The following is a 14,103-nucleotide window of genomic DNA, read 5'->3' as shown; positions in this document are numbered from 1 at the left end:
GGTTATTAATGCATAATTTTATCAATAAAGAGATTTTAAACTGGGGTGCGTTTTATCAAGTTAAGGTAGCCCAAAGTAAGGATGAACGTTTAAAGTCTTTTTACCAGACTGGTATGTATCATGATGAAACGAAGTTAAGTGATATTGATTTTGTCGCGTTAGATTTTGAAACGACAGGGCTGGATTCACAACAAAATAGCATTATTAGCATTGGCTTGGTGCCGTTTAATTTAAAACGTATTTTTTGTCGGCAAGCACAGCATTGGTATATTGATCCAGAGGATAAGTTACAAGAAGATTCCATTATTATTCACGGTATTACCCATACCGATCTAAAAGGTGCACCCGATTTATTACGGATACTAGAGCCTGTATTAGAGGCATTAGCGGGAAAGGTTGTTGTGGTTCATTACCGCCGTATTGAACGTGATTTTTTTGATAGTAATTTACGTAGTTTAATTAATGAAGGTATTGTGTTCCCTGTTGTTGATACAATGCAGATAGAAGCAGATGTGCAAGATGCGCAAGCCAAGGGCTTTTTCAGTTTATTTAAACGTAAACGTCAGGATTCTATTCGTCTTGCAAATAGCCGTTCTCGTTATCATTTACCTGTGTATCCACCACATGATGCATTAACAGATGCAATTGCGACTGCTGAACTATTACAAGCCCAGATTCATTATCACTTTTCGCCAGATACACCGATTAAAAGGCTTTGGCTGTAGATAGTAGATAGTCGTTGTAATCAGTAAGCGTTTTAAAAAATAGCGCGTTAATATTATATTAACGCGCTATTTTTTTTATTAGACTCTGTTTTTATTTCTTATTTTAACTAGGATACATCAAGTCCTTGCTGCCAAAATGCAATTTCCATACGATTGGCGTTGATATGTTTGTTTTAACCTTTAGCATAAATATCCCTAGAGCTGGCGCACAGGAACTTTATCAAGCCAAAGATTGAGAGACGCGAAGGTCAAATCATGAGAAGCAAGATCGATAGTTCCCTACGTCAGTGTTAACTGAATCAGGTTCAACGGGTCTCGCAATCAAACAATTAAGCCATTGATATGATTGTTCGAATTTTAACGTCTTTGATAATGGATAATGTTGTTTCCAATCTCTCATGCCATTTCATCGTAAAGCTAATACTATTATCACGTTTCATTGCGCTCAATTTTGTTTTTGATAGCCCTTACAAAACAGATTGTTACGTTATATTTGTAAGGTTTGAGCTAGTCATGTGATAACCTAAAATTCGTAAGCTGTTGTTTGTGTTAATAAACAAGTTGATAACTTTGGACGTATCATTTTAGTTTGTCTTATCGACCAAAAGGGCTCAGATAAGTGTTGGGAAAAATAAAGGGAATTATTATGTTGGATAAAAAATATACCGCAGGTGTCTTAGCTATCTCTGTGTTTATGACAAGCGGTTTTATTACTGCTCAAGCTCAAACGTCAGAAGAAAAAGGTTTTGCTATAGCCAAAGAGCGTAAGGTAAGGGATTCTGGGTGGAATGATAGTATCCAACAAACCACTATGGCACTGCGTAATGCAAAAGGGAAAGAAAGTATTCGAGAAATACGGATAAAAAGTCTAGAAGTTATTGATGATGGTGATAAAGGTTTGACTATTTTTGATAAACCCGCAGACCTTAAAGGTACTGCTTTTCTTTCTTTTTCACATATCAATAAAGCGGATGATCAATGGCTTTATTTACCGTCATTAAAACGAGTTAAGCGTATTTCCTCTCGCAACAAAGCGGGTCCTTTTATGGGAAGTGAGTTTTCATATGAAGATCTATCCTCATTCGAGCTAGAAAAATTTAAATTTAATTATCTGAAAGATGACACGTTTAACGGTAATCAAATGTTTGTGATTGAAAGCTTTCCTACCGATAAATATTCTGGATATACCAAGTTGATTAGTTGGGTGGATCAAGACCAATATTTGGTACACAAAGTTGATTTTTATGATCGTAAATCGACAAAATTTAAGACGCTTACTGCAAATAACTACAAGCTATATCTTAATAAATTTTGGCGAGCTGAATCGATGACCATGATTAATCACCAAACTGGGAAAAGTACGACAATGACTTACCATGATGTGAAGTTTAATCAAGGGTTAACAGAACGCGATTTTAATAAAAACTCATTAAAGCGTGCGAGATAGTTTAATCGTATGAGATATTTAGAGACTCCGTTGAAATATAATAATAAGTCCTTAGTTGCTGTATTAAGTTTAATTATCTCCACTAGTTCATTTGCTGCGATAGACCTAAGTGGCTTGGTGGGCCTAGAAACTCGATATTTTATACAAACACCAGTTGACTCGGAACAGACTGATGAGCAGGTATCACTAAATTTTAGCCCAGAGCTTTATTGGGAAGGGGACGAGCAAAGCGTTCTCTTCAAACCTTATGTTCGTTTAGACAGTGTGGACCCTAACCGTTCACATTTTGATATTCGAGAAGCGATCTATTCTACATATCACGATACTTTTGAATTGAAAGTGGGTATCGGTAAGGTTTTTTGGGGGGTAACAGAAACGCTTAATTTAGTTGATGTAGTTAATCAAAATGATGCAATAGATCGATTTGATGAAAACGAAAAATTAGGTCAGCCTATGTTTCATTTTTCAACCTTTAGTGATTGGGGAAATGTAGAACTACTGATATTACCTTTTTTTCGACCTGTTATTTTTCCTGGTGATAAAACACGTTTTCGCCCAACCCCTATCGTATTAAGTGCACTTAATACGATAGGGCGCTCTAATGGTATAGGGCCTCCATATATAGATATAAGAATAGATAATAGTGATCCGACATATGAAGCGAAAAATGATGAATCACATATAGATCTAGCAAGCCGTTGGTCAAACAGTATCGAAAACTGGGATTTAGGGGTAAGTTGGTTTAACGGTACATCAAGAGACCCTAGTTTTAACGTATCGATTGATTCCGATGTATTATCGACTGGACAGGTAACATTGAAGCCATTTTATCCATTGATTAATCAGTTTGGCATTGATACTCAGTACATTTATGATGATTGGATACTTAAGTTAGAAAGTATTAATCGAAGTGGCGATAAAATCAAAAATTACACTGCATTTGTTACGGGGTTTGAATATAATTTTTATAGTATTCAAGACTCAATGGTCGATATAGGGATGATCGTTGAATATGCATGGGACTCACGTGACAAGATCAAAAATTTAAATGAAAATATGAGTAATCTAGAAGACATTAAACGTCAAATAGAGAGTAATAATCTCAGCATTAACCGCAATAACATATCTGTTGCATCAAGGTTTACATTTAATGATGCAGAGTCGAGTGAACTACTGATAGGAACAAACCAGAACCTTGATTATAAAGGTTCTCGAACAATATTTATTGATATAAGCACCCGAGTAGGTGAGTCCACTAAAATATCTGCAAACGCGACGTTTATTTGGAGTGACGATCCATTTGATCCTGGCTATATGTTCCGACAAGACGACTACATTCAAGTCACGGCCGAGTATTACTTTTAATAAAATGAGCCTTTCAAGGGCTCATTTTAGCTGTGTTAGTCACTTAATTTAATTCCACCATATTCATACAGTTAAGTCCCTCCTTCACTGTTTTTATTTGAACTCCTGTACTTTTTATCTATGTTTTCGTTATTGAACCTTTCAGGTTTTCCTGTTCGTTATCGACCGTTTATGGCAGTTAAAACGGACACTGAATTTTATAGATGTATTAATAAAAAAAGTATTTCAATACTACTATTTGAATATCACATTTATGGTAATTTTAATGACCTATGTTATCCAATGTCGGCTAATTCTTTTATTTACAATGATTTATGCTCGCGTCGTAGGCGGGTTATTTTATTTTCAATGATTTAATATACCCACTTTGACTAGTAGGTTTTAGTGCTTTTAACTAAAATTTAGTTCCCATAAGGAGTTGTTCAATGGTGTCTGAAGCTTAATCCGACTATATGCCTGCAAAACACCCTAATATGACACGCCGTCATTCATGTTGCTTCATTATATCTTGAAAATCAACGGCTTATACGTTGAGGTCAACCGTTCTAAATGTTATCTTTTTAAATGTTAACGAAAAGTAATGTATCAAACGTACCAGAAAGTAAATTTAAAAATTTACCCTGAAATGTTCGTTCGCTCATTATTGTGGTTCTTGTACTATATATTTAGGATGGATATTGTAAATGGAAGTCATAAAAACCTCTTTACTGATTAACTTTGTTATAAAAAGGCCAAAACTAACAATTTGTTTGTTCACATGTCTAATCTTTGTTTCAATTTTTGGTGCTGTAAACCTCAGTTTTACGTCTGATTTCAGATCTTATTTCAGTTCAGACAATCCTCAGTTAAAAACATTTGAACAACTTGAAACTGACTTTAATAAACAAGACACACTGACTTTTCTTGTTGAAAGTTCGAATAATAACCCCAGTATCTACCAGCCAGAAATTATTCATTATCTTGAATTATTAACCGATGAAGCATGGGCTATTCCTTATTCTCGGCGTGTTGATTCACTGATTAATTTTCAAAAGATGAGCGTAGATGAAAATGATTTACAAATAAATGATTTAGTACCCGGAAATAGTCATTTGACACCGTCTTTTTTACTCGAATTAAAACAGTATGCAGAAACTCAACCTAGACTACTTAACAATTTAGTCAGTGTGGATGGGACGCTTGCAATCGTTCAGGTTACCCTCACTTTACCTGAAAGTAATGAGTCCGCGACTCCAGAGCTAATCAGTTATGCCCGAAATAAGCTTGAAGAGATAAGTAATAATAATGTAAAAGTTCAACTCTTTGGTACTTCAGTTATTAATATTGCGTTAATGGAAGCGGTTGAGCGTGATATGGCGCTACTTATTCCGAGTAGTTATTTATTAATTTTCGCTGCGATATATTTCTTATCTCGCTCTATTTCTGGCGCTACTCTGTCTCTTGGTGTGACCCTAATGACAGTATTATCAGTATTTGGTATTTTTGGCTGGCAAGCGCATCAACTCACTCCAGTAGTTGGTGCTGTACCTTCAATGATTATGGTCATTGTCGTTGCTGATTGCATGCATTTACTTGTCTCTTATCAATATCATATACGCCAAGGCCTTAAGCAAGTTTCTGCAATTAGAGAGGCGCTAACAACCAATATTAAACCTATTGTTATTACTTCAGTCACAACAGCGATAGGGCTTCTTTGTTTAAACTTTAGTGAGTCACCACCTTATCGAGATCTTGGTAACCTCGTTGCTTTGGGTGCGATTATCGCCTGTTTTTTGAGTTTGACTTGGTTTCCGGCTGTTTTATTACTATTGCCCGAACCGAAGAAACTGCCGAATATTGATAACGGATGGTTATACTCCATTATTATGAAATTTAGTCAGTTGCTGACAACACATACAAAGTCATTGTGGTTATTCACTTTTGTGCTTCTTTTGGCTGGTGGTTTTGGCGCAACTAAATTAGAACTAAACGATCAATGGCATCAGTATTACGATGAAACCTTTGATGTTCGTCAAGCAATTGAAACTCAAAATGATAAATTAAATGGCGTTAATTTCATTCAATACTCTGTTGCGTCAGGTGGTGAGCAGGGCATATTAACGCCTGAATATCAAAAAGATTTAGATAAGTTAATTCAATGGGTTCGCACACAAAAGAATGTCGGATATGTTGATGGGTTTAGTCTACAAGTTAAGGAGTTAAGCCAAAAACTTAATCAAGATAATCCTGATTTTTATCAGGTACCAAACAGTAAAAACGCGATAGCTCAATCTGTGTTGCTTTATGAAATGTCACTCCCTTACGGTATGGGCGTTGACGAGCAGGTTAATTTTGATAAATCAGCGACACGATTAACAATCAATTTACATAAAATATCCTCTAAAGAATTATCAGCATTTGATCTGAAATTAATAACTTGGGCTGCAGAGAATACACCTGCGCTGTTGCTAACAGAGGGATCTGGCGTTGATATGATGTTTGCAAAAATTTCAGATCGTAATAGTGAGAGCTTGCTGAAAGGAACGGCGCTTGCGTTGATCTTAATTTCAGTATTACTGAGCTTCTTACTGCGCTCTTGGAAGCTAGGCCTTATTAGTATCATCCCTAATATTATTCCGATTATTATGGCTTATGGTATATGGGGGCTTATGGATGGCCACATTGACCTAGGGCTTAGTATCGTCGCAAGTATGGGGATAGGGCTTGTTGTTGACGATACGGTTCATTTTTTATTTAAATATCGTTACGCGAAACAAAATAATGCGACAACGCCAGAAGCGGTTGAATATGCATTTAATACCGTTGGTATAGCCATCATTATTACCTCGATTGTTCTCACTTTAGGTTTTGGCCTACTGACATTATCACACTTCTCACCGACCTACGGGATGGGAGCATTACTTGCCTTAACAGTGATGTTTGCTGCAATTATTGATTTCATTTTATTACCGCTACTTTTACTCAAGTTCGACAAATAACTCAATGGATGAGCCCATTAATAAATAGGCTCTAATAATATTAAAAGGACTTTAATCATGACACAAATGTTAACCCTTAACGACCCTATCCAAAAAAGAATACTTGGGTGGATTGATGAACGTTTTCCACTTCCTAATGCAGTATTATTTTTTATTTTGTATTTGCTTTCTGCCGTCGTTGCGAGAGCGACGCATAATGGTGAATCGAGTCTTGTTCTGTTTGATATTGTAAGCTGCTTAGTCACTTGGCTATTATTCTTACTTGTTCGTATTTTCGATGAGCATAAAGATTACGAGTTAGATGTACTTAATCATCCTAAACGCGTACTTCAAAGTGGGCTTATTACGCTAAATCACTTAAAAGTATTAGGCGTTATTTCTATCGTTGCTCAGATACTGCTTTCACTGTATCTAGATGCATTTAATTTTGGACCTATTACCCTCGCTTGGGCAATTATGTTTGTTTATTTATGCTTAATGGGCGTTGAGTTTTTTTGTGGTGAATGGTTAGAGAAACGTCTTACGCTTTACGCTTTTTCTCATATGTTACTTATGCCTATTACCGTTTATTGGTTGGCTAACTTAGCTGTACCTGGGATTGAACTAAATACGCCACTAATATTGACTATGCTGTTGTCATTTGTGAGTGGTTTTTGCTTTGAAATAACACGTAAAACCAGAGGACCTGAAGAAGAGAGGGAGACGGTCGATTCATACTCAAAAATATTTGGTACTAAAGGTTCGGCGTTTGTCATTATTTTACTGCTATCAGGCATGCTTTTATTACAAATATTATTACTACTTAGTTTAGACGTTTCAACTGTTTGGATTTATGTTATCGCGTCATCTGCAATGTTTGTTTATTCCTTGAAATTCATTTTAACTTTTATTCGTTATCCAACTTTAGCTGCTCGAGAAAAGAATGAAACTGCTATCGCTCTTAACCTGCTTGTTGGTTATCTTATCGTCATTATCGCAACGTTTATTTAAGCTCAAGGGGAGGATTATAGTATGAGAACCAGCAGTGAAAATATCGTTAGTTACAGCATGAATGATGTAGCCAATACAAAGAGTACTATGTGTGTCGACAAGAATGTCTGGGCTGTGACACTGCTTAATGTGTCTAAATGTCAGTTAACGCTTTCCTGTAAAGAGTATCAATTTAGTGGTGTTGGACAGCTTATTGATAGTATTCAAATATCTATTCTAGGTCATACCTTCCAGTTAAATAATTTATCTGTTTATCAGTTCGACCAAAATAATGGTGGTGTTGCACAAGTCGAATTACGAAATGAAGCTGATAGCGACACTAAAAAAGTGTTGTGGAAAATATGCGATATCTTGCACCTTATACAAGAGCAAGAAAGCAATGGAAGATTGTCTAAATTACCATTACCAAAAGTACCAGGGCGAGGTTTATACACGCAAGAAGCAAGATTAGACCGTCTCGAATATGTGCGTAGTCATACAGATGCAAAACTTGAAATGGTAGCTCAGACTACGCTTAACGAATCTTCGCTAAAGAGTAATATCGAAGCACTAATCGGTTCTGTCGAAATACCTTTAGGTGTTGCAGGTCCACTGCTAATTCGAGGTAAACATGCTCGTGGATTATTTAATGCGCCGATGGCAACCTCTGAAGGTGCATTGATTGCTTCAGCCACGCGAGGTGCTACGGCATTATCTCAAGCTGGCGGGGTGAGCGTTCGTGTATTAGGACAGCGCATGTATCGAGCACCCATTTTTGTGTTCAGTGATTTATCCTCCGCTTTATTCTTTACCGATTGGGTGAAAGATCATTATCAGGAGCTTGTTAAGCAAACGCGTCAATATTCAAATTATGCCGATCTTGTTGAAGTTTCGACTGAATTAATGGGTCGTGCTGTACATGTTCAATTTATTTATGAAACAGGTGATGCAGCCGGACAGAATATGACGACAACCTGTACTTGGCAGGCTTGTCAGTGGATTTTAGATCAGCTCAAAGAGTTTGAGAATTTAAAATTACAGAATTTCGTGATTGATGGAAATACTTCGAATGATAAAAAAGTCACTTATCATTCATTTTTGAAGGGACGAGGAATTAGAGTCGTCGCAGAGTGCGTATTAACTGAAGAAATATGTAAAAAAACATTAAAAGTAACGCCACTACAATTGATTACGGCTTATCACTATATCCTTAACGGTGCAATTGCATCGGGTACTATCGGTATTAATATTAATATTGCTAATGTGATTGCCGCGATGTTTGTCGCTACAGGTCAAGATATTGCGAGTGTTCACGAATCATCGATAGGTAATTTGCATTTAGAACTGAACGAAAATAATGACATTTACATTACGCTTCAATTACCTTCTCTAGTCGTTGGCACTGTGGGTGGTGGTACCAACCTGACGCAACAAAGAGAGTGTTTAGAAATACTCGGTTGTGCGGGAGCGAACAATTCACACAAGCTTGCAGAGATCATCACTTCATTCTGTTTGGCATTAGATCTATCCACTTTATCTGCGTTAGCCAGTGATCAATTTGCGAGAGCGCATGAGAAAATGGGGCGTAATAGGCCGATTGAATGGTTGATGTTGAAAGACCTAGACAAAGATTTCTTCACTAAAGGGATGCAAAGGTATACTCAAAACAACAGGGTTATTGTAGCGAAAGCGGAGCCCTTAGAAATAGAAAAAACGGGTTGCAGTATTATCTGTGATTTAACAGCGGAAAGAGTTAACAAGATTATTGGGCATCACCCTTATCAGTTAACCCTTGAAGGAGAAATAAAGCCTGTAAATGTAATGGTCAAAATAAAGCCATTAGATACCGAAGTTATTTTAATGGTGAATGGCATTATGTCTATGGGGCACCCTGGGTTGGCCACGTCATATAATAAGTTCAAAAAAAGTATGGGATTTAGAGGTTGCCATATAAGAGAATTGGCTATCATGTCACAAACAGATCCTCGGTTTGTTCGCAATGCGCCTAAAACATATATGACCGTTCAGGATGATACCCGAGAGTCTTATGTATTAGTTCAAGAACTTATGGAAAACATGGAACTAATGGATAGCGCCGACGATACTTCTGGCTGGACTCCTGAGCATATTAATACTGCAATTGAAGGTATCGCTGAAGTTCATGCAATTTGGTATGGCCGTGAAGATGAGCTAGCCAAAAAAGAGTGGATCATGGATGTGCCTAATAGCGAAAACATGCAGGAAAAGATTTACCTGTGGGAAATGCTAGGCACACATGCGACAGAAGATTTCCCCGAATGGTTCTGTGAAAAAGACATGGTTCGTTTTATCAATCGTGTTAATACATTAAAAGATTGGTATCGCGAGATAGATGCGATGCCAAAAACATTAATTCATAATGATTTTAATCCAAGAAATATCACTTTCCGCCGTGAATACGGTGAATTACGTCTTTGTGCCTATGACTGGGAACTGGCTACAATTCAAATACCTCAACATGATTTAGCTGAGTTATTAGCCTTTACCCTACAGCCTGACTTTGATCAAAATGATGTCGAACAATATATCGAAAATCATCGTCAAGCATTACAGCAAGAAACCAATTCAGAGATAGACCCAATCCAATGGCGTAGAGGGTTTACGTTGTCTTTATTTGATCTCGTGATTAACCGTATACCTATGTACATAGTGAGTCATAGCTTCCGTCACTATGAATTTATGGAGCGAGTACAAATGACATTACGTAAACTTTTAGATCATGAAGGAGCAGTAGAATAACATGACCACAAAATATATTTTAGATGCCGTAGAAGCGGCACAAGTGGATACCGATTTACTCGGTGGTAAAGCTGAAAATTTAGCATTGTTAACACGTAATGGATTCACTGTTCCTAAGTGGTGGGTACTCACAACTCAAGGTTTTTCAACACAACTTGAGCAGCTTGGTATTAAAGGTTGGGTTGAAGCTAAAGTTAAATTATTAGCGGGTGAAGAAAATAACAAGGTTATTGCAGGCATTGCGCAAGAGATTCAAGCAGAGATCGGCAAGCAGCAATTAAATGACGAAATAATACAGGGTATCCGTAGTTCAATCCCGGATGACGTATTAGCCAATACATCTTTTGCTGTACGCTCATCTGTTGTGGGTGAGGATGCTGAAGGTGCATCTTTCGCAGGACAGATGGATTCATACTTATATCAAAGTGGCGAAAATGCTATTTTCACCTCGATTATTAAAGTGATGCAAAGTGCATTTAATCATCGGGCATTAGCCTATAGGATCCAAAAAGGGCTCGATCTTAGCGATATTCGGGCAGCGGTGATTATTCAAGAAATGGTCGATGCTGACGTTGCAGGGGTTATGTTTACAGCTCAGCCTATTACAGGTAGTCGCCAGCACGCTTTAATTTCATCAACATGGGGTTGTGGCGAAGGGATTGTTTCTGGTATTTGTAATACAGATGAAACAACAGTTGCTCTGTATAACGATGATGTAGATACGATCATTAATGATAAAGACACAGCTTTAATATTTGATGCAGGCGGTACACACGGCACAACAGAAGTGCCTGTTGATGATGGGCGTCGGAACATCGCATGTTTGGAAAAACAACAGATATTAGTGTTACGTGATATTGGTTTGAAAATTGCTGAAAGTTACCAAATGCCTCAAGACATCGAGTGGTGTTTAAAAGATGGTCATTTTTATATTTTACAAACGCGTCCAATTACCTCTTTACCACCTATTAACGCTGCTACAGATGATGTACAAGTTTGGGATAATTCTAATATTCAAGAGTCTTATTGTGGCGTAACAACGCCATTAACCTTTAGTTTTGCCAATAGAGCTTACAAACATGTTTACGAGCAAACATTCAGGTTGCTTGGCATTAGTGAAAAAGTAGTGCAAGAAAATCAGGATATGCTAAATAACATGCTGGGTTTAATAAATGGCCGAGTCTATTACAACATCAATAATTGGTATTTAGGGTTACAGTTCCTTCCTTCATTTAAAACGAATAAGGCTGATATGGAACGTATGATGGGGTTAACTGATCCTGTTGATATGATCCAAGATAAACAGCTTTCTTTTAATGAGAAATTAAAAAAGGTACCACAAATATTTAAAGCATTATTTGCCTTGCTCGGTCGATACAGAAAGATGGATACACTAGTAGCAGAATTTAGAACGCGTTTTCAACAAGTCTATAGCGCAATCAATAGAGAGCAGTTACACACGTTGACGATTGGTCAACTTATTAATAAAAGCAAGCAGCTAGATGCAGATATATTTTTAAACTGGACGTCACCAATTGTTAATGACTTTTATGTAATGACGATGAACGGAAAGGTGCATCGTTGGTTAGAAAAGGTGAGTGTAGAATACCCAGATGTAGTGCAAAACAATTTACTCTCGGGTGAAGAGGGGATTGAAAGTACTGAACCAACGAAGTTCTTGCTACGTATGTGTGGCTATTTACGTCAACATGAAGAGATGAAAAATCTAGTCCTTGAGGGTGAAAACAGTAAATTACTTGGTTTAATACAGACTCGTGACCCTCAATTCTATTCACAGTGTATGGACTACATCGAGCGTTTTGGTGACCGAACTATAGGCGAGTTAAAACTTGAATCTATCACACTGCGTCAAGATTCCTCGTTCATGTTTGCTATATTGAAAAACTTCTTAGCAAACCCTGATTTAAGCCTTGAGTCTTTGGCCAAAAATGAGAGTAAATTTAGAAAAGAAGCGGAAGAATTAGTTTATCCATTAATTGAAAGTAAATTAGGACGTCGATCATTAAGGAAATTCAAAACAGACCTTGGAAAGCTGAGAGATGCTATTCGGAATAGAGAAAATATGCGTTTGGCACGTACACGAGCCTTTGGTTTATTTAGAAGTATTTACTTAGAAATTGGCGAACAGCTTGCGTTTTACGGCAAGATAGACGAACCAAGAGATATATTCTTTCTAAGTATCGAAGAAATTTATGCTTATAAAGAAGGTCGTTCCATACATACCAAACTCGATACTCTTATTGCCCCACGTAAGCAAGAGTTTGCATCGTACGAAGCTAGTGACTTACCACATCACTTTTGGACTAAAGGTGCGGTTTATTGCAATAACGTCTATGAGTATCCGCATCAAGATGAAGACCTTGATCTAAATTCTGAACATTTAAAGGGAACAGGCTGTTATCCTGGTGTTGTAGAGAAAAACATACGCTTGATTTTCTCTCCTGATGACGAGCTAAGTCTAGATGGTCAAATCCTCTGTACTGTAAGAACCGATCCCGGCTGGGCTCCATTATTTCCAACTGCTGGTGGTATTATCGTCGAGCGGGGTTCAACATTGTCGCATTCTGCTGTTGTCGCTCGCGAGCTTGGAATTCCGGCTATCGTTGGTGTGCCTAATTTAACTAAAATCCTAACCGATCATGAAAAGATCCGCATGGATGGTACGTCTGGAAAAATTGAGCGAATTGAGGTATCGGATAATGATTAATCATCAATCATGGATACCTGAAAATACATTGCCGAATTCATTTTTTGATGTTGCAGCCAAGATATATCAGGATAAAGCTTACTGGATTAAAGAAAGTGAAGCTCAAATTCGCCAGCAATTTAGTGCTGAAAACCCTTATTTTAAACACTGCGAAGCAAAGGTTATTGTCTATGAAGATGAAGCAAGAGTTGTTGCTTTCTTCAATCCGAATCAACAAATAGATGGGGAGACCGTCGCCTATTTTGGGTTCTGGGAAACGGTTAATAATGTTGAGTTAAATCGAGTTCTATTCTCTCAAGTAGAGACATGGGCAAAATCGAAAGGTGCAACTCGATTATATGGACCGATTGACTTCAGTACATATGGTGAAAATCGTATACGGATAAATAGTTTTACCAGTCCTGCATTTATTGGTGAACCCTTTAACCCTGATTATTACCCAGACCTATTATCACAATTAGGGTTCGGGATTAAATATAACTATGTTTCTCGTATACACGATAAATTATCAGAGTTTGCGTTACAGGTTCGCCCTTTTTATGACGGACTAATGACTAAAATTGGTCATGAATTTACTATTACGCAGTTAACACCTGAGATATGGCTGGATAAACTAGACCAGTTTTACCCCATGATTGACCAAAGTTTCAAAGATAATTTTGCTTATACGCCCGTAAGTTGGACTCACTTCAAACATCACTTTGGTGAGAAGTTCGCTGCCAAGTTATGTCCTAAAACATCAGTACTTGTACTCGATAAACAAGGGGGAATAGCCGTATTTTTACTCTGCTTTCCCGATTACGGTGAACTTGTGAATCAACAAGGTGAGCAACTGGATGTGGCTGAACTTAATTACAGCACACATTACGACGCTTTAAGTCGTCCAAGGCTTTTACTGATGAAAACCGGTGGTGCCGACCCTAAATATCGTTCTAAAGGTTTGTCGACACTTGTTGGGATGCAAACCTCGATTTGGGCTGATGAATATTACGAGCAGCTTTCAGGCGCGATGGTACGAGAAGACAACCGTAGCTTGGCTTTTCTCAAAGATTGGGAAATTGAAAGGAAATACGCTTTATTCAGTAAATCATTGGATAACTCTTAATAACAAAA

The 14,103-nt window shown here is 37.4% G+C and carries 8 protein-coding genes; all 8 read left to right on the top strand.

The window, feature by feature from the left end; all coding sequences use genetic code 11:
• The first annotated feature begins 8 nt into the window (after nucleotides 1-8).
• The 8 genes from HWV03_RS13945 to HWV03_RS13910 all read left to right on the top strand — a co-directional run bounded on the left by HWV03_RS13945 (nucleotide 9) and on the right by HWV03_RS13910 (nucleotide 14,095).
• Entirely contained in the window at nucleotides 9-725 is a 717-nt protein-coding gene (locus tag HWV03_RS13945) for a 3'-5' exonuclease (RefSeq protein WP_211676460.1), read from the top strand.
• Nucleotides 726-1,371: 646 nt separating this feature from the next.
• Nucleotides 1,372-2,172, top strand: coding sequence for an outer membrane lipoprotein-sorting protein (locus HWV03_RS13940; RefSeq protein WP_255546824.1), 801 nt, complete (start codon nucleotides 1,372-1,374; stop codon nucleotides 2,170-2,172).
• A 30-nt stretch (nucleotides 2,173-2,202) separates the two neighbouring features.
• Nucleotides 2,203-3,537 (top strand): hypothetical protein, encoded by a 1,335-nt coding sequence (locus HWV03_RS13935; protein ID WP_211676459.1) that lies wholly within the window; start codon nucleotides 2,203-2,205, stop codon nucleotides 3,535-3,537.
• Nucleotides 3,538-4,220: 683 nt separating this feature from the next.
• A complete protein-coding gene (locus HWV03_RS13930) occupies nucleotides 4,221-6,515 on the top strand; it encodes an efflux RND transporter permease subunit (RefSeq protein ID WP_211676458.1) in 2,295 nt (764 codons plus the stop codon).
• Between the two features lie 57 nt (nucleotides 6,516-6,572).
• Nucleotides 6,573-7,505: a UbiA family prenyltransferase gene (locus HWV03_RS13925; protein ID WP_211676457.1), complete on the top strand. Its 933-nt coding sequence runs from the start codon at nucleotides 6,573-6,575 to the stop codon at nucleotides 7,503-7,505.
• Nucleotides 7,506-7,526: 21 nt separating this feature from the next.
• On the top strand, nucleotides 7,527-10,262 hold the full coding sequence (locus HWV03_RS13920) for a phosphotransferase (protein WP_211676456.1): 2,736 nt from the start codon (nucleotides 7,527-7,529) through the stop codon (nucleotides 10,260-10,262).
• Between the two features lies 1 nt (nucleotide 10,263).
• The gene (locus HWV03_RS13915; RefSeq protein ID WP_211676455.1) at nucleotides 10,264-12,990 is read left to right on the top strand and encodes a phosphoenolpyruvate synthase; all 2,727 of its coding nucleotides are present in this window, start codon (nucleotides 10,264-10,266) and stop codon (nucleotides 12,988-12,990) included.
• Nucleotides 12,983-14,095 carry a hypothetical protein gene (locus HWV03_RS13910; RefSeq protein ID WP_211676454.1) on the top strand — a complete coding sequence of 371 codons (1,113 nt, stop codon included), beginning with the start codon at nucleotides 12,983-12,985 and terminating at the stop codon, nucleotides 14,093-14,095. Before HWV03_RS13915 ends, HWV03_RS13910 begins: the two co-directional genes overlap by 8 nt.
• Nucleotides 14,096-14,103 lie beyond the last annotated feature (8 nt).

The organism is Moritella sp. 36 (genome assembly GCF_018219415.1).
In the GTDB taxonomy this organism is placed as follows: Bacteria; Pseudomonadota; Gammaproteobacteria; order Enterobacterales; family Moritellaceae; genus Moritella.
This window is presented reverse-complemented; position numbering and strand designations above follow the sequence as displayed.

Coding starts and splice junctions, on each gene's coding strand:
- HWV03_RS13945 (WP_211676460.1), top strand. CDS start 9: ATGCATAATTTTATCAATAAAGAGATTTTAAACTGGGGTGCGTTTTAT.
- HWV03_RS13940 (WP_255546824.1), top strand. CDS start 1,372: ATGTTGGATAAAAAATATACCGCAGGTGTCTTAGCTATCTCTGTGTTT.
- HWV03_RS13930 (WP_211676458.1), top strand. CDS start 4,221: ATGGAAGTCATAAAAACCTCTTTACTGATTAACTTTGTTATAAAAAGG.
- HWV03_RS13925 (WP_211676457.1), top strand. CDS start 6,573: ATGACACAAATGTTAACCCTTAACGACCCTATCCAAAAAAGAATACTT.
- HWV03_RS13920 (WP_211676456.1), top strand. CDS start 7,527: ATGAGAACCAGCAGTGAAAATATCGTTAGTTACAGCATGAATGATGTA.
- HWV03_RS13915 (WP_211676455.1), top strand. CDS start 10,264: ATGACCACAAAATATATTTTAGATGCCGTAGAAGCGGCACAAGTGGAT.
- HWV03_RS13910 (WP_211676454.1), top strand. CDS start 12,983: ATGATTAATCATCAATCATGGATACCTGAAAATACATTGCCGAATTCA.